Below are 24,431 nucleotides of genomic sequence, written 5' to 3'. Positions count from 1 at the left end.
GTGGCGGCACGCACGGACGGCCGCGCCCTCCGCTGCGGGCCCGGGGCAGCTGCACGGGTCGAACCACGATGAGGGGAACCCAGACATGAAGAAGACCACGATTGCGGCCGGCGCCCTGGCGGTGGCGCTCGGGCTGAGCGCCTGCGGCAGCTCGGGTGGCGACTCCGGCTCGAAGGCCGCGTCGTCCTCGAGCTCGAGCTCGTCGAGCTCGAGCGCGGCGCCGGTCGCGAAGGTCGGCGACACCGTGGACATCTCCGAGGCGATGTCCAAGAGCACCGAGGCGGTCAAGGCCAAGAAGACCGGGCACATGGCGATGAGCCTCGGCAGCGCCGGCAAGATGGAGGCCGATGTCGACTACGGCGGTGCGTCGCCGTCGATGTCGATGACGATGGACATGGGTGGGCAGTCGCTCGACATGGTGCTCGTCGACAAGGCGCTCTACATGGGCGGTGACATGTTCGCCCAGATGACCGGCGGCAAGAAGTGGGTCAAGGCCGACCCGAACGGCACGGATCCCCTGAGCCAGCAGCTGAAGCCGATGTTCGAGCAGATGGACCAGATGGTCGCCAACCCGGCCCAGCAGTTCGCCGCGATGAAGGGCGTCAAGGGCACGGTCACCAAGGCCGACGCGTCGGGGACGACCTACGACATCAAGCTCACCAAGGAGCAGCTGTCCGCCCAGTCGGGAAAGCTTCCGGGCATGGACGCCGAGACGCTGAAGAACCTGCCTGACGGCCTCAGCTACGCGATCACCCTCGACAAGGACTCGCTGCCGACGCTGGTCGAGACCGAGGTGGCGGGCCAGAAGGTCGCCATCACCATGTCGAAGTGGGGTCAGCCGGTGAAGATCGCGGCCCCGCCGGCCAGCCAGGTCGGCTCGCTCCAGATGCCGAAGAGCTGATCACCACCACTACCCACCCAGGTCAGCCCGCGACCACCGTCGGCAGCGACTGCCGGCGGTGGTCGCGTGGGCTGATGCCGCGCTCGCGCTTGAACGCCGCGCTCAAGGCGAACGGTGTCGCGTAACCCACCTGTCGTGCCGCCGCCCCCACCGTCATCGAGGGGTCGAGCAGCAGGTCTGCGGCGAGGTCGATCCGCCACCGGGTGAGGAACGCCATCGGCGGCTCCCCGACCTGCTCGGTGAACCGGCGAGCGAACGCCGCCCTCGACAGCCCGACCTCGCGCGCGAGCGACTCGACCGTCCACGGCTGCTCGGGCTGGTGATGCACCAGCTCCAGGGCCCGCCCCACCACGGGGTCCGCTGCGGCCCGGAACCACCCCGGCGCCACGACGTCCGGACGCGCGAACCACGCCCGCACCGTGGTGATCGTCAGTAGGTCGAGCATCCGGTCGAGCACTGCTTCCTGACCCGGCGCCTCGCGGGCGGCTTCGCGCGCGAGCAGCTCGACGACTGGGGTGTCGAGCTCGCCGCGGCGCACCACCATCGTCGGCGGCAGCGACTGCAGCAGCCTCCCGCCGACCGCGCCCTCCACCTCGTAGACCCCGGTGAGCAGCTCCGTTCTCGCGGTCGGCCCCGTGCCCCAGCTGCGGATGCCCTGGCGCAGCGGAAGGTCGAGCGACCGGCCGTCGGGGGTGACACACCGTTGCCCCGGCTCGATCACCGCCAACGTCGGGGCATCGGCGGGCTCGGCCATCGACCACGGTTCCGGGTCGCACCGCACGACGACGTCGCCGGGATCCAGCCGCACGGGGTCGGCGCCGTCGGCGTGCACCCAGGCCTGGCCCCGCACCACCGCGGTGACCGACAGGGGAGCGCCGTCCTCGAGCCGGATCGCCCACGGCTGGTCAAGCAGGCAGCGCAGCACGAAGGCGCCGCGGGCGCGGGGCCCGTCGAGCAGGGCCGTGAGACCGTCCATGGTCGAAACGCTAGGTCGAAGGTGACGGCCTGTCGAGACGATCTCGTATGCCGCCAAGTCGGGAAGCGATGGATCGTCTTCCCCTGGGCGGCGAGACTTCACGACATGCCTCAGCTCGAAAGCCTCCGCGCACCCGTCCTGGTCATCGCCGCCCTGGCCACCGGCCTGCAGGCCGGCACTTACTACACCTGGGCGACCGGCGTCATGCCCGGGCTCGCCCGCGTCGACGACCGCACCTTCGTCCACGCGATGCAGCAGATGAACATCGCCATCGTGAACCCGGCCTTCCTCCTCACGTTTCTCGGCGCACCCCTGCTGACGGTCGTGGCCGCAGCCATCGCCGCACCCCAGGCGCGGCCGTGGGCGTGGGGGGCGGCGGTGCTCGCCATCGCGACGATCGTCATCACCATGGGCGGCAACATCCCGCTCAACAACGCCCTCGACCGAGCCGGTCAGGTCGACTCCATCCGCGACCTGCACGCAGTCCGGGTGGCCTTCGAGGCGCCCTGGGCGCGGCTCAACGTCCTGCGCTTCCTCACCTCGGCACTCTCACTCGGGGCCGCAGTCGTCGCGGCCCTGCGCAGCTGACCATGGCGTCGGATCCAGTCGGGCGGCATACCCTCGATTTGGTCGGGGCACCCTCCGGCCCGTACCCTTGGAGGCGACCAGAGACCGCTTGGTTGTCCCGTGCCCGGCACGGTGACCGAAGGTCCCACCTGAGGTGGGCGCCAGCGCAGGCCGAGTTACCGCACCAGCCAGCGTGCTGCGTGCCGTGCCCCGAGCCCTGCGCCGGGGCTTTCTTCATGTGGGGGCTCGCTGCCCGGCGGTCGCACACCACGGAAGGGAGGCCCCATGGCCAAGGCTGACAAGGCTGCCGCCATCGCCGAGCTGTCGGACAAGTTCCGCACCTCCGGCGCGGCCGTGCTGACCGAGTACCGCGGTCTTTCGGTGAAGCAGATCACCGAGCTGCGCAACTCGCTGCGCGGGAACGCCACCTTCGCCGTCGTGAAGAACACGCTGACCGAGCTCGCTGCCAAGGACGCCGGTGTGACCGCGTTCGACGGCCAGCTCGTCGGACCGTCCGCCATCGCGTTCGTCGATGGCGACCCGGTCGAGGCCGCCAAGGGTCTGCGTGACTTCGCCAAGGCGAACCCCCTCCTGGTGATCAAGGGCGGCGTCATGGACGGCAAGCCCCTGAGCACCGAGGAGATCAGCAAGCTTGCGGACCTCGAGTCCCGCGAGGTGCTCCTGGCCAAGCTGGCCGGCGCCATGAACGCGTCGCTCAGCAAGGCTGTCTACCTCTTCGCCGCGCCGCTGTCGCAGACCGCTCGGGTCGTCGACGCGCTGCGTGCCAAGGTCGAGGCCGAGGGTCCGGTGGCTGACGCCGCTGCTCCCGCCGCCGAGGCCGCGGACGAGGCCCCCGCTGCCGAGGCTCCGGCCGAGGCTGCTGCAGACGTCGCCGAGGGTGGCGACGAGAGCTGAGTCCGCAGGGACCCGGCTCATCAACCAAACCGCCACTCACGGCATACAAGTAAGTAGAAGAAAGGACGCCCATCATGGCGAAGCTCTCCACCGACGAGCTCCTTGAGGCCTTCAAGGAGATGACCCTCATCGAGCTCTCCGAGTTCGTGAAGCAGTTCGAGGACACCTTCAACGTCACCGCCGCGGCCCCCGTTGCCGTCGCCGGTGCGCCCGCTGCCGGCGGTGCTGGCGGCGACGCCGGTGCGGCCGAGGAGAAGGACGAGTTCGACGTCATCCTCACCGCTGCTGGTGACAAGAAGATCCAGGTCATCAAGGAGGTCCGCGCGCTGACCTCCCTCGGCCTGAAGGAGGCCAAGGACCTCGTGGACGGCGCCCCCAAGCCCGTCCTGGAGAAGGTCGACAAGGCCGCTGCCGACAAGGCCAAGGAGGCCCTCGAGGGCGCCGGCGCCACCGTCGAGCTCAAGTGAGCTGACTCTTCACCGCCAAAGGCGGGGTGCGGACTTCGGTCCGCCCCCGCCTTTGCGTTTCTTCCGGGATGCCGGAGGCGCAGTATGCCGCGCCCCTGACATCCCAGAGCGGCTCACCTCGTGCGATCGGGCCGCGGCAGAACGGGTTTGCCGCCGATCTCGGCGACCTGTTCCGTGTATCCCGGCGGCAGCGCGACCGGGCGGCTGGTGCCGTCCTTGCACCGGACGCGTACGACATCGCTCCACGGTCCTGCCTGCTCCACACCGACGACGTCATCCCAGCCGAGGGCGCCCCGTAGTGGGACGCGGATTCCCTTCTGGTCGACCACGACCTCGGCCCGGCGCAGCAGCAGCCAAGAGCCGACGAGGACGCCGAGCACGATGAGCCGGGGTGCCTGAGCCGACAGTGGCTGACCGGCCAGCACCCGCACCAGGCCTGTGACCAGGACCAGGGCCACCCCTATCGGGAACGCGAGCTTCAGCCACCGCGGCTGGGCGTCCCTGAGCGGATAGCGCAGCTCGGTCGCCGATGTCATGCACCCAGCATGGCTGGAGGCTGCCAGAGGCGCAGTATGCCGCGCCCCTGGCATCCCGGAGCGCGAAAACCCCGAGCCACGCGCGCACGCACTGAGCAGACTGACCGGCATGGACACCCAGCTGCGGCCAGCAACCCTTGCCGATGCCGACGCCCTCGTGCGGATGCGCGCCGTCATGTTCGCCGTCATGGGCGCCAGCCCCGAACAGATCGATGCCGCACCCTGGCGTGAGGCGGCCGCCGCGTGGTTCCGGACCCACCTGCCCAGCCCGGACTTTCGCGCCGTCGTGGCCGAGGTCGACGGGCAGGTCGTCGCCAGTGCGTGTGGGCAGCGCACCCCGCTGACACCCAGCCCGTTCATCGTGTCCGGGTCGGTCGGGTTGCTCTTCAACGTCGCGACCGACCGGGCCCACCGCGGGCGCGGTCTCGCCAGCGCCTGCACCGACGCGGTCCTGCACTGGTTCGACACCGAGACCGACGTGCAGCGGGTCGACCTGTTCGCGACCGACCTCGGCCGGCCGATCTACGAGGCCCGGGGCTTCGTCGACTGCGCCGAACCCGCGATGCGCCGCAACCGTCCGCGCTAGCCCTCACCTCCAGGGCTGCCAGAGGCGCAGTATGCCGCGCCCCTGGCATCCCCGAAGCCGGCCGGGGAGCGAGGGCGACCCGGCCTGCGGACCCACGCACGCGGCATACCCGGCCGTAACTTCCTCGCCACCTCCTCGTTGAGCCACTGCGAACCGGGGCCCTCGCGGGCAGCATGCAATTTTCACGACGAGGTGAGCAGTGGGCGTTGAGATCAAGGTCGAGGGGCTGACCAAGAAGTTCGGGTCGCAGCTGATCTGGAACGACGTCACCCTCACCCTCCCCGCCGGCGAGATCTCGGTCATGCTCGGCCCGTCCGGCACCGGCAAGTCGGTGTTCCTCAAGACCCTCGTCGGCCTGCTCAAGCCCGACGCCGGCTCGATCTGGATCGAGGGCCAGGACCTCACCCAGCTGCGCGAGCACGACCTCTACGAGGTGCGCAAGCTGTTCGGTGTGCTGTTCCAGGACGGCGCCCTCTTCGGCTCGATGAACCTCTACGACAACGTCGCCTTCCCGCTGCGCGAGCACACCAAGAAGGGCGAGTCCGAGATCAGGAACATCGTGCTCGAGAAGATGGAGCTCGTCGGCCTCCAGGGCGCCGAGGACAAGCTGCCCGGTGAGATCTCCGGCGGCATGCGCAAGCGCGCCGGCCTCGCCCGGGCCCTGGTGCTCGACCCCGAGATCCTGCTCATCGACGAGCCCGACTCCGGCCTGGACCCGGTTCGCACGAGCTTCATCAACCAGCTCTTCATCGACCTCAACGCGCAGATCGACGCGACCTTCCTCATCGTCACGCACGACATCAACTCCACCCGCACCGTGCCCGACAACATCGGCCTGCTCTACCACAAGCACCTCGCGATGTTCGGGCCGCGCGAGATGCTGCTCAGCTCCGAGGAGCCGGTGGTGCGGCAGTTCCTCAACGCCCAGACCATCGGCCCGATCGGCATGTCCGAGGAGAAGGACGCCGACGAGCTCGCCGCCGAGGCCGCCTCGGGACAGGAGCTCCCGCCGCTGCCGCCGATCCCGTTGCAGCTGGGGACGAGCAGTGGCGTGCCGCGTCGCGGCGAGCGGCCGCCGGGCCAGTGGTGCGCCGACAACGGCGTGACGCCACCGCCGGGGTCGTTCGAGTCACACACCGCCGGTGTCCCCGGTGCCAGGTCGGTGGGGGAGAAGGTCTGATGGCCAGCCCCGTCACCGGTGCCCTGCGCCAGACCGGTTCCCTCTTCGCCCTCGTCCTCGACACGATGCGGGCGCTGCCGCGGCGGCCGTTCCAGACCAAGGAGTTCATCCAGCAGTGCTGGTTCATCGCCTCGGTCACGATCGTGCCGACGGCGCTGGTGTCGATCCCGTTCGGTGCGGTCATCGCGCTCCAGCTCGGCACCCTGACCCGCCAGCTCGGTGCCCAGTCGTTCACCGGTGCCGCCTCGGTGCTGGCCGTCATCCGTGAGGCGTCGCCGATCGTGACCGCCCTGCTCATCGCTGGCGCCGGCGGCTCGGCCATCTGCGCCGACCTCGGATCGCGCAAGATCCGCGAGGAGATCGACGCGATGGAGGTGCTCGGCATCAGCCCGATCCAGCGCCTCGTCGTGCCGCGCGTGCTCGCCGCGATGGTGGTCTCGTTGCTGCTCAACGGCCTGGTGTCCGTCGTCGGTGTCGCGGGTGGCTACTTCTTCAACGTCATCATCCAGGGCGGCACACCGGGTGCGTACATCGCGTCCTTCACCGCCCTGGCGCAGCTGGCCGACCTGTGGACCTCCGAGATCAAGGCGGTCATCTTCGGGTTCATCGCCGCCGTCGTCGCGTCCTACAAGGGCCTCACCGCCGGCGGTGGCCCGAAGGGTGTCGGCGACGCCGTGAACCAGAGCGTGGTCATCACGTTCATGTTCCTGTTCGTCGTCAACTTCGTCGTCAGCGCCATCTACTTCCAAGTCGTCCCGCAGAAGATCTGAGAGGAGGCACCCACCCGTGAGCAAGGTCATGGACGTCGCCGGCAAGCCGGTCCAGGCGCTCGACAGCCTCGGCGAGCAGATGCGCTTCTACGTGCGCTCGCTCGCCTGGAGCCCGCGCACCATCCGCCGCTATAAGAAGGAGGTGGTGCGCCTCCTCGCCGAGGTCTCGCTCGGCTCCGGGGCGCTGTCGGTCATCGGCGGCACCGTCGGTGTCATCGCCTTCCTCGCGTTCTTCACCGGCAGCCAGGTCGGCCTCCAGGGCTACTCCTCGCTCAACCAGCTCGGCACGGGCGCCTTCACCGGCTTCGTGTCGGCCTACCTCAACACACGTGAGATCGCCCCCCTCGTCGCGGGCCTGGCGCTTGCAGCGACCGTCGGCTGTGGCTTCACCGCCCAGCTCGGCGCCATGCGCATCTCCGAGGAGGTCGACGCCCTCGAGGTGATGGGCATCCCGTCGCTGCCGTTCCTCGTCACGACCCGGATGATCGCCGGGTTCATCGCGGTGGTGCCCCTTTACGTGTTGGGACTGCTCTCCTCGTATGCCGCGACGAGATTCATCGTCGTCCACTACTTCGGGCAGTCGGCCGGCACCTACGACCACTACTTCCACCTGTTCCTGCCGCCCATCGACGTCCTGTACTCGTTCATCAAGGTGATGGTCTTCGCGGTCGTCATCATCTTGATCCACTGCTACTACGGCTACAACGCATCCGGCGGTCCCGCCGGTGTGGGCGTGGCCGTCGGCAAGGCGGTCCGGACCTCCATCGTCGCCATCAACATCGTCGACTTCTTCCTGTCCCTGGCGGTCTGGGGCGCCACCACCACCGTGCGGATCGCGGGGTAGTCGATGGCAGGCGGCACCCTCGTGCGCACCAGGAACCACGCCTACGGCGTGGGCTTCCTCGTGGTGCTCGTGCTCCTCGTCGGGCTCTCGATCGCGGCGTTCCAGAAGCGGTTCACGCCCGTGGTGACGGTGGGTCTCAAGACCGACCGGATCGGGTCGCAGCTGCAGGAGGCGTCCGACGTCAAGCTGCGCGGCATCATCGTCGGCGAGGTGCGTTCCATCCGCACCACGCGGGCGGGTGCTGACCTGACGCTGGCCCTCAAGCCCGAGATGGTGGGGCTCATCCCGGCCGACGTGTCGGCGCGGCTGCTGCCTAAGACGTTGTTCGGTGAGCGGTACGTCGACCTCGTCACGCCGCAGGCCGGTGACACCAGCCGCCCGATCCGTGAGGGGGACGTGATCCCGCAGGACCGGACCAAGGTCGCGATCGAGCTGGAGCAGGTCTTCGAGGACCTGTTGCCGCTACTGCGTGCGGTCGACCCGGCGAAGCTGTCGACCACCCTCAACGCCCTCGCGACCGCGCTGGAGGGACGGGGCACCCAGCTGGGGCAGAACCTTGTGCTGGTGGACAGGTACTTCAAGGCGTTCAACCCCAAGCTGCCGGTGTTGCAGGCCGACATCAGCGGTCTGGCCGACCTGGCCAGCACTTATGCCGTCGCGGCACCTCAGCTGGTGTCGGCGTTGAAGAACCTCATCACCACGAACACGACGATCGTGGAGAAGCAGGACGCGCTGGCGGGGTTCCTGGCTTCGACGGCGGGTTTCGCCAACACCACGGCCGACTTCCTCGACGCCAACGGGCAGCGCATCATCCAGGTCGGTCGGGTCACCCGCCCCACCACCGAGGTGTTCGCCCGCTACGCCCCGCAGTACCCGTGCTTCAGCGAGGCCCTGGTCAAGTGGCTGCCGCGCATCGACGACGCGTTCCGGGACAACACCTTCCACATCACCATCGAGATCTCGTCGGCGCAGCGCCCGGCCTACAAGCCGGGGGAGGAGCCACGCTGGGGCGAGAACCGCGGACCGAGCTGTCTCGGCCTGCCCAATCCCGGTGGGGGACAGGCGAACCCGCGACAGGGCCTTCACTTCAACGACGGCACCTCGTCGAGCGGAAGCTCGGCCGGCAGCGCGCTGCCCGCCATGTTCACGGGAACCCAGGGAGCCGACATACCCGACCCTGACGCCGGCCTGGCCGGCACCGTGGCAGAGCAGGAGGTCGTCGCTGCGCTCCTCAGCACCGACGGCACCGCACGCCCCTCGGCCATCACGACCCTGCTGGCCGGCCCCATGCTGCGCGGATCGGTGGTGAACCAGAAGTGAGCACCCGATCGAGCCTGGTCAAGTTCCTCGTCTTCGTCGCCGTCACCCTGCTCGCGACCGGCACCCTCGCCGCGACCATCGCCAACACCCAGTTCGGCGACAAGTACACCTACAAGGCGGTCTTCAAGGACGTCACCGGCCTCGCCCAGGGGCAGGAGGTGCGCATCGCCGGTGTGCGCGTCGGCGAGGTCAAGAAGATCGGCATCGCCAAGAACCGCGTCAACGCCGAGGTCGAGTTCAACGTGCTCAAGACCAGCGTGCTGACCCAGGGCACGAAGGCGACGATCAAGTACCGCAACCTCGTCGGCGAGCGCTACATCGCCCTCACCCAAGAGGTCGGTGGCGCCGCCCCGCTGAAGGACGGCGCGACCCTGGGGCTCGACCACACCCAGTCGGCGCTCGACCTCACCGTCCTGTTCAACGGGTTCAAGCCGCTGTTCGCGGCCCTGTCGCCCAAGGACGTCAACGACCTGTCGGCCAACATCATCAGCGTCCTGCAGGGCGAGGGCGGTGACATCAACTCGTTGCTGGCCAAGACGGCCTCGGTCACCTCGACCCTCGCTGACCGCGACGCCGTCATCGGTCGCACCATCACCAACCTCAACACGGTGTTGTCCACCGTCGACCAGCACGACGCGGCCTTCAAGGACCTCATCGACCAGCTCCAGCGGTTCATGTCGGGGCTGGCCGCCGACCGCAAGGCCATCGGTGAGTCGCTGACGAACATCAACTCGCTCACCGCAGAGACCGCCGACCTGCTCAAGGTGACCCGGCCCTCCATCCAGGCTGACGTCAAGCAGCTGAGGGCCCTGTCGACCAACCTCAACAAGCCGTCCAACACCGCGACCTTCGAGAAGTTCCTCTCGACCTCGCCGGGCAAGATCAACACGATCACCCGGACCGGGTCCTACGGCTCCTGGTTCAACTTCTACATGTGCAGCTTCGACGGCACGATCATCGTCCCGTCGGTCGCGGGCCTGCCCGCGGTCAAGCAGAACATCGGCAAGCCCGCCGCTGCCTCGGACGCGAGGTGCAACTAGCCATGGCCATCCCGTTCCGCGAGCGCAACCCCGTCCCCATCGGGGCAGCCGGTCTGACGATCATCGCCATCCTGCTGGTCCTGGCGTTCAACGTCGGCAGCCTGCCGATCATCGGTGGCGGCGACAGCTACCGCGCGGCATTCAGCGAGGCCGGTGGCCTGCGCGACGGTGACGACGTCCGGATCGCCGGAGTGAAGGTCGGCAAGGTCAAGAACGTCGACCTCGCCGGCGACCACGTCGTCGTCGACTTCAAGGTGACCGAGCCTGCGGCCTTCGGGACGCAGACCGGTGCCTCGATCCGGATGAAGACCCTGCTCGGCCAGAAGTACCTCGCCCTCGAGCCCGCCGGGCCCGGCCAGCTCAAGGCCGACAGCGAGATCCCGATCGACCGGACCGTCTCGTCCTACGACATCGTCAACGCCTTCTCCGACCTCACCGAGACGACCGAGCAGATCGACACCACCCAGCTGGCCAAGTCGCTCACCACGCTCGCGACCGAGTTCCGGGACAGCCCGCCCGACGTCAAGGCGGCCCTCGACGGGCTGAGCCGGCTCTCCAACACCATCGCCTCGCGCGACGCCGAGCTCAAGCGGCTGCTGGCGTCGGCCAACAGCGTCTCCGGCACCGTCGCCCAGCGGAACAAGTCGATCGAGTCGATCATCAAGAACTCCGACCTGCTCCTCGTCGAGCTCAACGCGCGGCGCGACGCCATCCACACCCTCTTCACCAACACCTCAGCGATGGCCCAGCAGCTGACCGCCCTGGTGCGGGAGAACCGGGCCGAGCTCAAGCCCGCCCTCGACCAGCTGACCAAGGTGCTCGCGGTGCTCCAGAAGCACGAGCAGGACCTCAACGACACGATCGCCGCGATGGCGCCGTTCACCCGCCTGTTCTCCAACGTGCTCGGCAACGGCCGGTGGTTCGACACCTACATCGCCAACCTGACCAGCCCGGTCAGCATCCCGGGAGGCAAGTGATGGCGCCTCGTATGCCGCGGCTCCCGCAGCTGCCCCAGTTCGGCCTGATCGGCAAGCTCGTGGCGGCCCTGCTCGTCGTCGCCCTCGCGGCCGGCGCCTACGCCTTCTGGCCGCGCAAGGACGTCGTGCGGGTCACCGGCGAGTTCACCCGCGCGGTCGGCCTCTTCCCGGGGTCGGACGTGCGCATCCTGGGCGTCCAGGTCGGCAAGGTCGACGAGGTGACGCCGATGGGTGACAAGGTCAAGGTCGTCTTCGAGTTCGACCGCAAGTACAAGGTGCCGGCGGACGCCAAGGCCGCCATCGTCGCGCCCTCGCTGGTGAGCGACCGCTACGTCCAGCTCCTCCCGGCATACAAGCATGGGCCGGTGATGAAGGACGGGGCGAGGATCGGGCTGGACCGCACGGCCGTGCCCGTCGAGCTCGACCGCATCTCCTCCAGCCTCGACGACCTGCTCGTGGCGCTGGGTCCACAGGGCGCCAACAAGAACGGCGCGTTCGCCGACGCACTCGCCACCGGTGCCGCCAACCTCGACGGCCAGGGCAAGCAGCTGCACGACACGACCCGGGACCTCTCCCTCGCCCTGCAGACCCTGTCCGGCGGCCGCAACGACCTGTTCGGCACGGTCAAGAACCTCCAGACCTTCACCACGATGCTGGCCACCAACGACGCGCAGGTGCGGCGGCTCAACGCCGACCTGGCGACGGTGTCCGAGCAGCTCGACGGGGAGCGCGACGACCTCGCGGCGGCCCTGAAGAACCTCGCGGTGGCGCTGAGCGAGGTCAGCTCGTTCGTGCAGGACAACCGCGCGGGGCTCACCAAGAACATCGACCAGCTCGCCTCGGTCACCGGCACCGTCGCCAAGCAGCGCGACGCCCTCGCCGAGACGCTGGCCAACGCACCGGTGGCGGTCAGCAACCTCCAGAACGCCTACAACCCCAAGACCGGCACCCTCGACACCCGCGCCAACATCGCCGAGAACCTCAAGCTGGGCAACCTGTTGTGCAGCCTGGTCCAGAGCTCCAACCTGCCCAACGTGACGAACGTCTGCAAGAGCATCACCGACCTGCTCAAGCCCGTCGGTGCCCTGCTCGACCAGCTCGGTGGGCTGGGCCTCAAGCTGCCGATCGACCTGTTGTCGGCGGTTCCCCAGCCGAACACCGTGCAGCAGTCGGCCGACGCTGGCACGACCCAGCGCAGCGCGGCCCCACAGGGTACGGCGGCGTCCACCGCCGAAGGTGCGGCGGTGACGGTGCGTGGTGCCGACCCGTCCCTGGGCGGCCTGCTGGAGGTGGCCAAGTGATGCTGACTGGTATGCCGGGTCGCCGGCTCGTCGTGGCCGGCGCGGTGGGTGCCGTGCTGACGCTCAGTGGGTGCCAGGGCGCGTTCGACCTGCCGTTGCCCGGTGGGGCGGCCCAGCGCGGTGACATCTTCCGGGTGACGGCCGAGTTCGCCGACGTCCTCGACCTCGTGCCCCAGTCGTCGGTCAAGGTCAACGACGCCACGGTCGGCTCGGTCGAGAAGATCGAGCTGAACGGGTGGACCGCCAGGGTCACATTGCGGCTGCCGAAGTCGGTCGACCTGCCCGACAACGCGATTGCCGAGATCAAGCAGACGTCGCTGCTCGGTGAGAAGTACGTCGCGCTCGAGCCACCCACCACCGCCAAGCCGCAGGGCCGGCTCGGTGAGGGCGACAACATCCCGATCGACCGCACCGGCCGCAACCCGGAGGTCGAGGAGGTGCTGTCCGCGATGTCGTTGCTGCTCAACGGCGGTGGCGTCGCGCAGCTCAAGACCATCGAGACCGAGCTCAACAACGCGATGAACGGCAACCAGACCGAGATCCGCGACCTCATCAAGCAGCTCAACACCTTCGTCGGCGGCCTCGACCAGCAGAAGGCCGAGATCGTGCGGGCCATCGACAACATCGACAAGCTGTCGGCCAAGCTCGCGGCGCAGAAGGACGACATCGCCGCCGCCATCGAGGCGCTGCCGAAGGGGCTGAAGATCCTCGCCGACCAGCGCCAGCAGCTGGTGCAGATGCTCCAGGCGCTCAGCCGGCTCGGGGCAGTCGGCACCCAGGTGATCCAGCAGAGCAAGGCTGACACGGCCGCCAACCTCAAGGCGCTGGAGCCGATCCTCACCGAGCTCACCAAGGCGGGGGACAACCTGCCCAAGTCGTTGCAGCTGCTGTTGACCTACCCGTTCCCCGACTCCGCCGTGGGCGCGATGAAGGGCGACTACACCAACATGTCCGCCGAGATGAACCTCAACCTCACCACGCTGCTGCAGAACCTCGCCGCCAGTGGCACTGGTGGTGCTGGCGGTGGGGCCGGCGGCGCAGGAGGCGGTTCGGGGAACCCGCTGGACAACCTGGGTGGGATTATCGGTGGTCTCGGCAACGGTGGTGGGGTGGTGCCACCGATCACGGTCCCGGACAACCCGCTCGGCCAGGTCCTGCCCAAGCAGTCGACCACCCCGACCCCCAAGCCGACGCCGAAGCCGAGCCCGTCGACGTCGCGACCGCCGTCCTGCTCGATCCCGGTCTTGTGCTCGGGAGGTGGCGCATGATCCGCCGCGGCGTCAAGGTGCAGCTGTTCGCCTTCCTCCTCATCACGCTGGTGACCGTGAGCCTGCTGTCGGCCAAGTACGTCGGCCTGTACGACCGGTTGGTCGGTGGGCAGTACCACGTGTCGGCCAACTTCGAGCAGTCCGGCGGGATCTTCGTCGGTTCCGAGGTGTCCTACCGCGGCGTCACCGTCGGACGGGTCGACGGCCTGCGCCTGTCCAAGGACGGTGTCCTCGTCGACGCCAAGATCCAGCGCGGCGTGAAGATCCCCAAGGACACCAAGGTCGTCGTGGAGAACCGCTCCGCCGTCGGTGAGCAGTACCTCGACTTCCAGCCGCGCCGCGAGGGCGGCCCGGTCCTCGCCAACGGCGACGTGATCCCACGCAAGGACACGGCCTTTCCCCTGCGCGTCGACACCTTGCTGCTCGACCTCGACCAGACCGTCAACTCCGTCGACAAGAAGGACCTGCGGGTCGTGGTCGACGAGCTCGGTCAGGCCTTCGAGGGTGGCGGCACCGACCTCCAGCGGCTCATCGACAGCGGCGACAAGCTGACGAGGTCGGCCACCGAGGCGCTGCCGGAGACGGTCAAGCTGCTCGACGACGGCCGAATCGTGCTGGACACCCAGCGCGACACGTCGGGCCAGATCAAGACGTTCGCGTCCAACTTCGAGGGCCTCACCGCCACGCTCAAGACGTCCGACCCGGACCTGCGGCTCGTCCTCGACCGCGGCGCCGTGGCGTCCAAGGAGCTCGAGTCGCTGATCCGCGACAACCAGGGCAACCTCGCCACCCTGATCGCCAACCTCATCACGGTCGGCCAGGTGACGACCTCGAACGTCGCCGGCATCCGCCAGCTGCTCGTGACCTACCCCGACGTCGTCGCCGGTGGCTTCACCGTGGTCGACAAGTCGGCCAAGGACGGGCGCTACTCCGCCAACTTCGGCCTCGCCCTCAGCCAGGACGGCCCGGTCTGCGAGCGCGGCTACGAGGGCACGACCAAGCGCACGCCGCAGGAGACGTCGAACACCAAGGCCAACACCTCCGCGCGGTGCGCGCTGCCCCGCGGGTCGGCCTCGAGCGTGCGCGGCGCGCAGAACGCTCCCGGACCCACCGGCATACCCGGCTCGTCCGTCCCGCTCGCTTTCGGTGACCAACCCGTATCCCCGGGCATGGCTGCCTCGTTGGGCATACCGACCGCACAGGTGTCGGTGCCCCAGCCCCCCACGGGAGGTGAGAGCAGCGACTCCTCGTGGTTGTGGATCATGAAGGAGGCTGCTCGATGAGCACGATCACCACCCAAGCCGGGAGGGCGGTGAAGGACTCCGGCCGCGAGAGCGTGGCCGGGTCCAGCACGACGAAGGCACCCCGACGGATCGGGTTGCACGTCACTCCCAAGCTGCTCTGGACCCTGGTGGTCCTCGCCCTGGTCGCGACGGTCGCGCTCGCTGCCACGAGGGGCCGTGAGTGGTATGCCGCGCGGCAGACCGAGCAGGCCAACTCGGCCGCGCTCGCGGCGGCCAAACAGCTGGCCGTCAACTTCGTCACCGTGGACTACGAGAAGGTCGACGCCGACACGAACCGCGTCAAGGCCGGTGCCACCGGGGAGTTCCTCAAGAGCTACTCCGCGTCGGTGGACCAGCTGAAGAAGGTGCTCGTCGCCAACAAGTCGGTCTCGACGGTGCAGCGCACCGAGGCTGCGCTGGTGAGCGGGGACCGTGACTCGGCGGTGGCGCTGGTGGGCGTGGTCGCGCCGACCAAGAACACCTCCGTGCCCGACGGTGAGACCAAGACCTACCGGATGCGGCTCGACCTGCGTCTGGTCGGCGAGCAGTGGAAGGTGGAGAACCTTGAGTTCGTCGGCTGAGCGAAGCGTTCGCGCAGGAAACGGAGGAGCGCAGCGGGGGAGGCCCGGAGCGGTTGCTGAGCTGAGCCGGTCGAGCTCGGCTGAGACTCGGGCGCGGGACAGCAAGGTCGCGCAGCGGCGTCGGATCGCGGGGGAGCGACGGCCGCGCGCCGCCGCCCCGGCCCCGGTTCCCGAGGTGACGCCGGAGTCCAAGCGCCAGGCCAGGACCGCGAAGCCGGCCAAGGAGCCCAAGGCGCCGAAGACCCCCAGGCAGCCCGGGTCCGAGCGGGCGGCCACGGGTCGGCGCCGGTGGATCGCACCCCTCGTGGCGCTGGTGGCCAGCCTGGCCGCGCTCGGGGTGGTGCTGGGCGTCAGCCTGCGCGACCCGGGAGCCCAGGACGCGTCCGACCGCGCGGCCGCCAGCCAGGCCCGCACCTCGATCGAGCAGCTCCTCAGCTACAACTACAAGACCATCGACGCCCAGCAGGCACAGGTCCAGGGCCTGCTGACGGGGTCGTTCAAGGGCGAGTTCACCCAGGCCATGGACAAGGACATCAAGCCGCTGGCGGTCAAGAACCAGACCGTCGTGCAGGCCAAGGTGTCCGACATCGGCGTGATGAGCTCATCGCCGACCACGGTCAAGGTCCTCGCGTTCGTCAACCAGGCCCGGGTCGGTGCCGACACCAAGAACCCGGTGGTGGACCAGAACCGGGTGATGGCCACGATGCGCAAGGTCGGCGACCGCTGGCTGATCAGCAAGGTCGAGGCCTTCTAGCCAAGGTCCTTGGTCGAGATCTGCCACGGACCCTGGCCGCACCCCTCCTCACCTGCGGCGACGTCCCCACGGGGGCGTCGCCGCGGCATACCCGGGACGCCCCTGCATCGTCCGTTCGGCGCGGCGCCCTTGACGTCGGCCCCGGGGCACGTCATCCTCGTGGGCGTCGATTCGCACTGGCGCCGCAAGGCCCGAGGCAGACCCCCGTCGACGGTCGCTCATCGAGCGGACTGGACACGGTTGGACGGCCCTGCCCTTTTCGTGTATGCTCTTCCTTTGCGCTGCCCTCTTTCGTCGACCCCGCAAGTCACCAGCCCTCAGTCGTGCCCTCCGGCACGGATCCCGGCCGGTGCCCCACGTGGCCGTGATCGCGGCTGGCGCCCTCTCGATTGACGAATACAGGCCCGTGGAAGGACCCCTCCTTGGCTGCCTCGCGCAACGCGACTCAGACTGTGTCCACCGCACGGACGGCTTCCGGCCGTCTGTCCTTCGCGAAGATTCGCGAACCCCTCGAGGTCCCCGACCTCCTCGCGCTCCAGACGGAGAGCTTCGACTGGCTGCTCGGCAACGAGCGCTGGCAGGCCCGCGTCGCGGAGGCGAAGAAGGACGGCCGCGAGGACGTCCCTGACCGCTCCGGTCTGGAGGAGATCTTCGAGGAGATCTCCCCGATCGAGGACTTCAGCGGCTCGATGTCGCTGTCGTTCCGTGACCACCGCTTCGAGGAGGTCAAGTACTCCATCGAGGAGTGCAAGGAGCGCGACCAGACCTACTCCGCCCCGCTGTTCGTGACGGCTGAGTTCATGAACACCACCACTGGTGAGATCAAGAGCCAGACGGTGTTCATGGGCGACTTCCCGCTCATGACCGAGCGCGGCACCTTCATCATCAACGGCACCGAGCGTGTCGTGGTGTCCCAGCTCGTCCGCAGCCCGGGCGTCTACTTCGAGCGCACGCCCGACAAGACGTCCGACAAGGACATCTACACGGCCAAGGTCATCCCGAGCCGTGGCGCCTGGCTCGAGTTCGAGATCGACAAGCGCGACATGGTCGGCGTCCGCGTCGACCGCAAGCGCAAGCAGTCGGTGACTGTCCTGCTCAAGGCCCTGGGCATGAGCGAGGCCGAGATCCTCGAGGAGTTCGGCGACTACGAGTCGATGCGCCTCACCCTGGAGAAGGACCACACGGCCGGCCAGGACGATGCGCTGCTCGACATCTACCGCAAGCTGCGCCCGGGCGAGCCGCCGACCCGTGAGGCTGCCCAGACCCTCCTGGACAACCTCTACTTCAACACCAAGCGCTACGACCTGGCCAAGGTCGGTCGCTACAAGATCGACCGCAAGCTGGGCGTGCCCGGTCCCCTGTCCGAGTCGGTGCTGTCCCTCGACGACATCGTCGCGACGATCAAGTACCTCGTGGCGCTGCACGCCGGCGAGGCCACCCTCACCGGCAAGAACGGCGAGGAGGTGCCGGTCGAGGTCGACGACATCGACCACTTCGGCAACCGTCGCCTGCGCAACGTCGGCGAGCTCATCCAGAACCAGGTCCGCACCGGTCTGTCGCGCATGGAGCGCGTCGTCCGCGAGCGGATGACGACCCAGGACGTCGAGGCCATCACGCCGCAGACCCTGATCAACATCCGCCCCGTGGTGGCGTCGATCAAGGAGTTCTTCGGCACCTCGCAGCTGTCGCAGTTCATGGACCAGAACAACCCGCTCGCGGGCCTGACGCACAAGCGGCGTCTGTCGGCCCTCGGCCCGGGTGGTCTGTCCCGTGACCGCGCCGGCATGGAGGTCCGTGACGTCCACCCGTCGCACTACGGCCGCATGTGCCCGATCGAGACCCCGGAAGGCCCGAACATCGGCCTCATCGGCTCGCTCGCGTCGTACGGGCGGATCAACGCGTTCGGGTTCATCGAGACGCCGTACCGCAAGGTCGTCAAGGGCAAGGTCACCGACCAGGTCGACTACCTGTCCGCCGACGAGGAGGACCGGCACGTCATCGCGCAGGCGAACGCCATGCTCAACCCCGACGGCACCTTCGCCGAGGAGCGCGTCCTCGTCCGCACCAAGGGCGGCGAGGTCGAGTACATCCCGGGTGAGGACGTCGACTACATGGACGTCTCCGCCCGCCAGATGGTCTCGGCAGCCACCGCGCTGATCCCGTTCCTCGAGCACGACGACGCCAACCGCGCGCTCATGGGCTCGAACATGCAGCGCCAGGCGGTGCCGCTGGTCAAGTCCGAGGCGCCGCTGGTCGGCACCGGCATGGAGTACCGCGCCGCGCTCGACTCCGGCGACGTCGTCCGGGCCGAGGCCGCGGGTGTCGTCACCGAGGTGTCGGCCGACCTCGTCACCGTCGCCGGTGACGACGGCTCGACCCGCACCTACCGGATCGCCAAGTTCGCGCGCTCCAACCAGGGCACGTCCTACAACCAGGTCGTCGTCGTCAACGAGGGCGACCGGGTCGAGGCCGGCGGCGTCATCGCCGACGGTCCCGCGACCGACGGTGGCGAGATGGCTCTCGGGCGCAACCTGCTCGTGGCGTTCATGCCGTGGGAGGGCCACAACTACGAGGACGCCATCATCCTCAGCCAGCGCCTGGTGCAGGACGACGTCCTCTCCTCGATCCACATCGAGGAGCACGAGGTCGACGCCCGCGACACCAAGCTCGGCCCCGAGGAGATCACCCGGGACATCCCGAACGTCTCCGAGGAGGTCCTGGCCGACCTCGACGAGCGCGGCATCATCCGCATCGGCGCCGAGGTCCGCGACGGCGACCTGCTCGTCGGCAAGGTCACGCCCAAGGGTGAGACCGAGCTGACCCCGGAGGAGCGTCTGCTGCGCGCCATTTTCGGTGAGAAGGCGCGCGAGGTGCGCGACACCTCGCTCAAGGTGCCCCACGGCGAGACCGGCACGGTCATCGGCGTGAAGGTGTTCGACAAGGACGAGGGCGACGACCTGCCCCCGGGCGTCAACCAGCTCGTCCGCGTCTACGTCGCCAACAAGCGCAAGATCACCGACGGTGACAAGCTCGCCGGCCGGCACGGCAACAAGGGCGTCATCTCCAAGATCCTCCCGGTCGAGGACATGCCGTTCCTCGAGGACGGCACCCCCGTCGACGTCGTGCTCAACCCGCTGGGTGTGCCCGGTCGTATGAACGTCGGGCAGATCCTCGAGCTGCACCTCGGCTGGGCTGCCAGCCGCGGCTGGAAGATCGAGGGCAACCCGGACTGGGCGAGCCTCATCCCCGAGGACGCACGCGAGGCCCCCGCGGGCACCCGCGTCGCCTCCCCGGTGTTCGACGGTGTGCGCGAGAACGAGATCGTCGGCCTGCTCGACTCCACCACGGAGACGCGCGACGGCGTCCGGCTCATCGACGGCTCGGGCAAGTCCCGGCTGTTCGACGGCCGCTCGGGCGAGCCGTTCCCCGACCCGGTGTCGGTGGGCTACATGTACATCCTCAAGCTGCACCACCTCGTGGACGACAAGATCCACGCCCGCAGCACCGGCCCGTACTCGATGATCACGCAGCAGCCGCTGGGTGGTAAGGCGCAGTTCGGTGGCCAGCGCTTCGGTGAGATGGAGGTGTGGGCGCTCGAGGCCTACGGCGCGGCCTACGCGCTGCAGGAGCTGCTCACCATCAAGTCCGACGACGTCACCGGCCGCGTGAAGGTCTACGAGGCCATCGTCAAGGGCGACAACATCCCCGAGCCCGGCATCCCCGAGTCCTTCAAGGTGCTCATCAAGGAGATGCAGTCCCTCTGCCTCAACGTGGAGGTCCTGTCCTCGGACGGCACCACCATCGAGATGAAGGAGTCGGACGAGGACGTCTTCCGCGCAGCGGAGGAGCTCGGCATCGACCTGTCCCGGCGCGAGCCCAGTTCGGTCGAAGAGGTCTGATCGGTATGCCGGGTGGTCACCACGCGTGGTGACGTCACCCGCGAGCCGGCCACCCGGCATACCGCACCTCTTGCAGACCCACGATTGACACAGATTTAGCTAGAGACACGGAGAGAAGGAACCACGTGCTCGACGTCAACTTCTTCGACGAGCTGCGCATCGGCCTGGCCACCGCGGAGGACATCCGCGCCTGGAGCCACGGCGAGGTGAAGAAGCCGGAGACCATCAACTACCGCACCCTCAAGCCCGAGAAGGACGGACTCTTCTGCGAGAAGATCTTCGGCCCCACCCGGGACTGGGAGTGCAACTGCGGCAAGTACAAGCGCGTCCGCTTCAAGGGCATCATCTGTGAGCGCTGTGGCGTCGAGGTCACGCGCGCCAAGGTGCGTCGCGAGCGGATGGGCCACATCGAGCTGGCCGCACCCGTCACCCACATCTGGTACTTCAAGGGCGTCCCGTCGCGCCTCGGGTACCTGCTCGACCTCGCCCCGAAGGACCTCGAGAAGGTCATCTACTTCGCGGCCTACATGATCACCTCGGTCGACGAGGAGCAGCGCCACAAGGACCTGCCCTCGCTCGAGGCCCAGATCGAGGTCGAGAAGAAGGAGTTCGAGAACAAGCGCGACGCCGACGTCGACACCCGCGCCAAGAAGCTCGAGGCCGACCTGGCCGAGCTCGAGGCCGAGGGTGCCAAGGCCGACGCGCGCCGCAAGGTCCGCGAGTCCGCCGAGCGCGAGATGAACCAGATCCGCAAGCGCGCCGACCAGCAGATCGAGCGGCTCGAGCAGGTCTGGGACCGCTTCAAGAACCTCAAGGTCCAGGACCTCGAGGGCGACGAGATCCTCTACCGCGAGATGCGCGACCGGTTCGGCCTCTACTTCGAGGGCGGCATGGGCGCGGCGGCGATCCAGAAGCGTCTGGAGACCTTCGACCTCGACGCCGAGGCCGAGGCGCTGCGCGAGATCATCGCCACGGGCAAGGGCCAGAAGAAGACCCGTGCCCTCAAGCGGCTCAAGGTCGTCACCGCGTTCCAGCAGACGTCGAACAAGCCGTCCGGCATGGTGCTCGACGCCGTCCCGGTCATCCCGCCGGACCTGCGCCCGATGGTGCAGCTCGACGGTGGCCGGTTCGCGACCTCGGACCTCAACGACCTCTACCGTCGCGTCATCAACCGCAACAACCGCCTCAAGCGACTGCTCGACCTCGGCGCCCCCGAGATCATCGTCAACAACGAGAAGCGGATGCTGCAGGAGGCCGTCGACAGCCTCTTCGACAACGGCCGTCGTGGTCGCCCGGTCACGGGCCCCGGCAACCGTCCGCTCAAGTCGCTGTCCGACATGCTCAAGGGCAAGCAGGGCCGGTTCCGCCAGAACCTGCTCGGCAAGCGCGTCGACTACTCCGGCCGTTCGGTCATCGTCGTCGGCCCGCAGCTCAAGCTGCACCAGTGCGGCCTGCCCAAGCAGATGGCGCTGGAGCTGTTCAAGCCGTTCGTGATGAAGCGTCTGGTCGACCTCGACCACGCGCAGAACATCAAGTCGGCCAAGCGGATGGTCGAGCGTGCCCGTCCGGTGGTCTGGGATGTCCTCGAAGAGGTCATCACCGAACACCCCGTGCTGCTCAACCGTGCGCCCACCCTGCACCGCCTCGGCATCCAGGCCTTCGAGCCGCAGCTGGTCGAGGGCAAGGCCATCCAGATCCACCCGCTCGTCTGCACCGCGTTCAACGCGGACTTCGACGGTGACCAGATGGCCGTGCACGTGCCGCTGTCCGCTGAGGCCCAGGCCGAGGCCCGCATCCTGATGCTGTCCTCGAACAACATCCTCAAGCCGGCCGACGGCCGTCCCGTGACCATGCCCACCCAGGACATGATCATCGGCCTCTACCACCTCACCTCCGAGGTGGAGAACGGCAAGGGCTCCGGTCGCGCGTTCGCCACGGTCGACGAGGCGCGGATGGCGTTCGACGCCGGCGACCTCGAGCTCGGCAGCAAGGTCAAGATCCGGCTGACCGACCTGGCTCCCGAGCCGGGCACCGAGCTGCCCGAGGGTGTCGAGCTCTCCGAGGCCGGCACCGTCCCGTCGCTGGTCGTGGAGACCACGCTGGGTCGCGCGCTGTTCAACCAGACGCTCCCGGTCGACTACCCGTTCGTGAACGCGGTCGTCGACAAGAAGCGGCTGTCCTCGATCGTCAACGACCTGGCCGAGCGGTACAGCAAGGTGCAGGTCGCGGCGAGCCTGGACGCGCTGAAGGACTACGGCTTCCACTGGGCGACCCGCTCGGGCACCACGGTGGCCATCTCCGACGTCGTCACGCCTCCCCGCAAGGGCGAGATCCTCGAGGGCTACGAGACCAAGGCGACCAAGGTCCAGACCCAGTACGAGCGTGGTCTGATCACCGACGACGAGCGTCGTCAGGAGCTCATCGAGATCTGGACCCAGGCCACCAACGAGGTCGCCAAGGAGATGGAGTCCAACCTCCCGCGGAACAACACCATCTTCCGGATGGTGTCCTCGGGTGCGCGTGGTAACTGGATGCAGCTGCGGCAGATCGCCGGTATGCGTGGTCTGGTGTCGAACCCGAAGGGTGACATCATCCCGCGCCCGATCCGCGCGAACTTCCGCGAGGGCCTGTCCGTGCTCGAGTTCTTCATCTCGACGCACGGTTCCCGCAAGGGTCTGGCCGACACCGCGCTGCGGACCGCCGACTCCGGTTACCTCACGCGTCGTCTCGTCGACGTGTCGCAGGACGTCATCATCCGTGAGGACGACTGTGGCACCGAGCGTGGCCTGACCATGCCGATTGCGCAGAAGACCGCCGACGGCGCCTTGGTCGAGCACGACGACGTGGAGACCTCGGTCTACGCCCGCACCCTGGCCGCTGACGTGGTCAAGGACGGGCAGGTGCTGGCCGAGGCCGGCATCGACCTGGGTGACGTGGTCATCGACGCGCTGGTTGCGGCCGGTGTCGAGGAGGTCAAGGTCCGGTCGGTGCTCACCTGTGAGTCCCGCGTCGGCACCTGCGCCGCCTGCTACGGCCGTTCGCTGGCCACCGGCAAGCTCGTCGACATCGGCGAGGCCGTCGGCATCATCGCGGCCCAGTCGATCGGTGAGCCCGGCACCCAGCTGACGATGCGTACCTTCCACACCGGTGGTGTGGCCGGTGACGACATCACGCAGGGTCTGCCGCGTGTGGTCGAGCTGTTCGAGGCCCGCACCCCCAAGGGTGTGGCCCCGATCGCCGAGGCCGCTGGCCGGGTGACCATCGAGGACACCGACAAGACGCGTCGCATCATGCTCACCCCGGACGACGGCTCCGAGGAGCACGCCTACCCGGTGAGCAAGCGCGCGCGCCTGATCGTCCAGGACGGCGAGCACGTCGAGGTCGGCCAGCAGCTGACGCAGGGTTCGATCGACCCGAAGCAGGTGCTGCGCATCCTCGGCCCGCGTGCCGTGCAGATGCACCTGGTCGACGAGGTCCAGAACGTCTACCGCCAGCAGGGTGTGTCGATCCACGACAAGCACATCGAGGTCATCGTCCGCCAGATGCTGCGCCGGATCACCATCATCGAGTCCGGTGACGCTGAGCTGCTCCCCGGCGAGCTGGCCGAGCGTGGCCGGTTCGAGGAGGAGAACCGTCGCGTCGTCGCCGAGGGCGGTCGTCCGGCCTCGGGTCGTCCCGAGCTGATGGGCATCACCAAGGCGTCGCTGGCCACCGAGTCGTGGCTGTCGGCCGCCTCCTTCCAGGAGACGACGCGCGTCCTCACCGAGGCCGCGATGAACGCCAAGAGCGACCCGCTGCTGGGCCTCAAGGAGAACGTCATCCTCGGAAAGCTCATCCCGGCCGGCACGGGTCTCCCGCGCTACCGGAACATCAAGGTCGAGCCGACCGAGGAGGCGAAGGCCGCGATGTACTCGATGCCCAACTACGAGTACGACTACCCGGTCTTCGGTCCCGGCTCCGGCGAGGCGATCCGCCTCGACGACGCCGAGCTGGGTCTCGACCGGATCGACTGAGTGCTCGCCTGAGGGCACCGCACGACAAGGGCGGGTATGCCGCGTGGTCACCACGCGGCATACCCGCCCTTTCGTGTTGGTCCCCGGGCACTGGTGCCGGTGGGTCGGCATGGTGGGGTGGTTTCGGGGCCGAGGTGCGTCTGAGTAAATGCACCAGTTGGCGGTTGAAATACCCAGCCAGGAGGCGGTGCTCATGGGTGATCCTGGCGGTGTTCTCGGCGGGTGGCAAGTCGGGCACGCCGGGCGTTGTCGA

At 68.4% G+C, this 24,431-nt stretch carries 20 protein-coding genes; 18 read left to right on the top strand and 2 right to left on the bottom strand.

The genetic code is table 11. The annotated features are described in order from the left end of the window. The first annotated feature begins 85 nt into the window (after positions 1-85). Positions 86-901, top strand: coding sequence for an SCO4651 family lipoprotein (locus tag HJG52_RS15845; protein ID WP_171244609.1), 816 nt, complete (start codon positions 86-88; stop codon positions 899-901). A gap of 22 nt (positions 902-923) precedes the next feature. Here the strand turns inward: HJG52_RS15845 and HJG52_RS15840 are convergent, their stop codons facing one another. Next, entirely contained in the window at positions 924-1,877 is a 954-nt protein-coding gene (locus tag HJG52_RS15840) for an AraC family transcriptional regulator (protein ID WP_171244608.1), read from the bottom strand. Between the two features lie 105 nt (positions 1,878-1,982). Between HJG52_RS15840 and HJG52_RS15835 the strand changes: the two genes are divergently transcribed. From HJG52_RS15835 to rplL, 3 genes are all read left to right on the top strand, one after another. Further along, positions 1,983-2,465 carry an anthrone oxygenase family protein gene (locus HJG52_RS15835; protein WP_171244607.1) on the top strand — a complete coding sequence of 161 codons (483 nt, stop codon included), beginning with the start codon at positions 1,983-1,985 and terminating at the stop codon, positions 2,463-2,465. A 264-nt stretch (positions 2,466-2,729) separates the two neighbouring features. Next, on the top strand, positions 2,730-3,359 hold the full coding sequence (rplJ, locus tag HJG52_RS15830) for a 50S ribosomal protein L10 (protein WP_171244606.1): 630 nt from the start codon (positions 2,730-2,732) through the stop codon (positions 3,357-3,359). A gap of 74 nt (positions 3,360-3,433) precedes the next feature. Beyond that, a complete protein-coding gene (gene rplL / locus HJG52_RS15825) occupies positions 3,434-3,826 on the top strand; it encodes a 50S ribosomal protein L7/L12 (RefSeq protein WP_171244605.1) in 393 nt (130 codons plus the stop codon). A gap of 113 nt (positions 3,827-3,939) precedes the next feature. Here the strand turns inward: rplL and HJG52_RS15820 are convergent, their stop codons facing one another. Continuing rightward, positions 3,940-4,362, bottom strand: a complete 423-nt coding sequence (locus HJG52_RS15820; protein ID WP_171244604.1) for a hypothetical protein — start codon at positions 4,360-4,362, stop codon at positions 3,940-3,942. Positions 4,363-4,471: 109 nt separating this feature from the next. Between HJG52_RS15820 and HJG52_RS15815 the strand changes: the two genes are divergently transcribed. The 14 genes from HJG52_RS15815 (at position 4,472) to HJG52_RS15750 (ending at position 24,178) form a co-directional block, all read left to right on the top strand. Next, a complete protein-coding gene (locus tag HJG52_RS15815; protein WP_171244603.1) occupies positions 4,472-4,948 on the top strand; it encodes a GNAT family N-acetyltransferase in 477 nt (158 codons plus the stop codon). Between the two features lie 199 nt (positions 4,949-5,147). Then, positions 5,148-6,128 carry an ATP-binding cassette domain-containing protein gene (locus HJG52_RS15810; RefSeq protein ID WP_171244602.1) on the top strand — a complete coding sequence of 327 codons (981 nt, stop codon included), beginning with the start codon at positions 5,148-5,150 and terminating at the stop codon, positions 6,126-6,128. After that, entirely contained in the window at positions 6,128-6,898 is a 771-nt protein-coding gene (locus HJG52_RS15805; protein WP_171244601.1) for an MlaE family ABC transporter permease, read from the top strand. Before HJG52_RS15810 ends, HJG52_RS15805 begins: the two co-directional genes overlap by 1 nt. A 16-nt stretch (positions 6,899-6,914) precedes the next feature. Beyond that, positions 6,915-7,742: an MlaE family ABC transporter permease gene (locus HJG52_RS15800; protein ID WP_430413355.1), complete on the top strand. Its 828-nt coding sequence runs from the start codon at positions 6,915-6,917 to the stop codon at positions 7,740-7,742. Between the two features lie 3 nt (positions 7,743-7,745). Beyond that, the gene (locus HJG52_RS15795) at positions 7,746-9,062 is read left to right on the top strand and encodes an MCE family protein (RefSeq protein WP_171244600.1); all 1,317 of its coding nucleotides are present in this window, start codon (positions 7,746-7,748) and stop codon (positions 9,060-9,062) included. Continuing rightward, the gene (locus HJG52_RS15790; protein WP_171244599.1) at positions 9,059-10,102 is read left to right on the top strand and encodes an MCE family protein; all 1,044 of its coding nucleotides are present in this window, start codon (positions 9,059-9,061) and stop codon (positions 10,100-10,102) included. Before HJG52_RS15795 ends, HJG52_RS15790 begins: the two co-directional genes overlap by 4 nt. Before the next feature lie 2 nt (positions 10,103-10,104). Continuing rightward, on the top strand, positions 10,105-11,079 hold the full coding sequence (locus tag HJG52_RS15785; RefSeq protein ID WP_171244598.1) for an MCE family protein: 975 nt from the start codon (positions 10,105-10,107) through the stop codon (positions 11,077-11,079). A gap of 11 nt (positions 11,080-11,090) precedes the next feature. Continuing rightward, positions 11,091-12,380, top strand: coding sequence for an MCE family protein (locus tag HJG52_RS15780; protein WP_171244597.1), 1,290 nt, complete (start codon positions 11,091-11,093; stop codon positions 12,378-12,380). Next, positions 12,380-13,648 (top strand): MCE family protein, encoded by a 1,269-nt coding sequence (locus tag HJG52_RS15775; protein ID WP_171244876.1) that lies wholly within the window; start codon positions 12,380-12,382, stop codon positions 13,646-13,648. Before HJG52_RS15780 ends, HJG52_RS15775 begins: the two co-directional genes overlap by 1 nt. Further along, positions 13,645-14,931, top strand: a complete 1,287-nt coding sequence (locus tag HJG52_RS15770; RefSeq protein WP_171244596.1) for an MlaD family protein — start codon at positions 13,645-13,647, stop codon at positions 14,929-14,931. The genes HJG52_RS15775 and HJG52_RS15770 overlap by 4 nt, the downstream gene beginning before the upstream one ends. Next, the gene (locus HJG52_RS15765) at positions 14,928-15,512 is read left to right on the top strand and encodes a hypothetical protein (protein ID WP_240978115.1); all 585 of its coding nucleotides are present in this window, start codon (positions 14,928-14,930) and stop codon (positions 15,510-15,512) included. Before HJG52_RS15770 ends, HJG52_RS15765 begins: the two co-directional genes overlap by 4 nt. A 175-nt stretch (positions 15,513-15,687) precedes the next feature. Further along, a complete protein-coding gene (locus HJG52_RS15760) occupies positions 15,688-16,266 on the top strand; it encodes a hypothetical protein (protein WP_171244595.1) in 579 nt (192 codons plus the stop codon). 422 nt (positions 16,267-16,688) lie between these two features. Next, on the top strand, positions 16,689-20,165 hold the full coding sequence (rpoB, locus tag HJG52_RS15755) for a DNA-directed RNA polymerase subunit beta (RefSeq protein ID WP_171244594.1): 3,477 nt from the start codon (positions 16,689-16,691) through the stop codon (positions 20,163-20,165). A gap of 125 nt (positions 20,166-20,290) precedes the next feature. Then, positions 20,291-24,178, top strand: a complete 3,888-nt coding sequence (locus tag HJG52_RS15750; protein WP_171244593.1) for a DNA-directed RNA polymerase subunit beta' — start codon at positions 20,291-20,293, stop codon at positions 24,176-24,178. Positions 24,179-24,431 lie beyond the last annotated feature (253 nt).

It is taken from the genome of Knoellia koreensis (assembly GCF_013041615.1).
In the GTDB taxonomy this organism is placed as follows: domain Bacteria; phylum Actinomycetota; class Actinomycetes; order Actinomycetales; family Dermatophilaceae; genus Pedococcus; species Pedococcus koreensis.
This window is presented reverse-complemented; position numbering and strand designations above follow the sequence as displayed.

Coding starts and splice junctions, on each gene's coding strand:
- HJG52_RS15835 (WP_171244607.1), top strand. CDS start 1,983: ATGCCTCAGCTCGAAAGCCTCCGCGCACCCGTCCTGGTCATCGCCGCC.
- HJG52_RS15795 (WP_171244600.1), top strand. CDS start 7,746: ATGGCAGGCGGCACCCTCGTGCGCACCAGGAACCACGCCTACGGCGTG.
- HJG52_RS15805 (WP_171244601.1), top strand. CDS start 6,128: ATGGCCAGCCCCGTCACCGGTGCCCTGCGCCAGACCGGTTCCCTCTTC.
- rplJ (WP_171244606.1), top strand. CDS start 2,730: ATGGCCAAGGCTGACAAGGCTGCCGCCATCGCCGAGCTGTCGGACAAG.
- HJG52_RS15785 (WP_171244598.1), top strand. CDS start 10,105: ATGGCCATCCCGTTCCGCGAGCGCAACCCCGTCCCCATCGGGGCAGCC.
- HJG52_RS15820 (WP_171244604.1), bottom strand. CDS start 4,362: ATGACATCGGCGACCGAGCTGCGCTATCCGCTCAGGGACGCCCAGCCG.
- HJG52_RS15840 (WP_171244608.1), bottom strand. CDS start 1,877: ATGGACGGTCTCACGGCCCTGCTCGACGGGCCCCGCGCCCGCGGCGCC.
- HJG52_RS15815 (WP_171244603.1), top strand. CDS start 4,472: ATGGACACCCAGCTGCGGCCAGCAACCCTTGCCGATGCCGACGCCCTC.
- HJG52_RS15765 (WP_240978115.1), top strand. CDS start 14,928: ATGAGCACGATCACCACCCAAGCCGGGAGGGCGGTGAAGGACTCCGGC.
- HJG52_RS15845 (WP_171244609.1), top strand. CDS start 86: ATGAAGAAGACCACGATTGCGGCCGGCGCCCTGGCGGTGGCGCTCGGG.
- HJG52_RS15780 (WP_171244597.1), top strand. CDS start 11,091: ATGCCGCGGCTCCCGCAGCTGCCCCAGTTCGGCCTGATCGGCAAGCTC.
- rplL (WP_171244605.1), top strand. CDS start 3,434: ATGGCGAAGCTCTCCACCGACGAGCTCCTTGAGGCCTTCAAGGAGATG.
- HJG52_RS15775 (WP_171244876.1), top strand. CDS start 12,380: ATGCTGACTGGTATGCCGGGTCGCCGGCTCGTCGTGGCCGGCGCGGTG.
- HJG52_RS15770 (WP_171244596.1), top strand. CDS start 13,645: ATGATCCGCCGCGGCGTCAAGGTGCAGCTGTTCGCCTTCCTCCTCATC.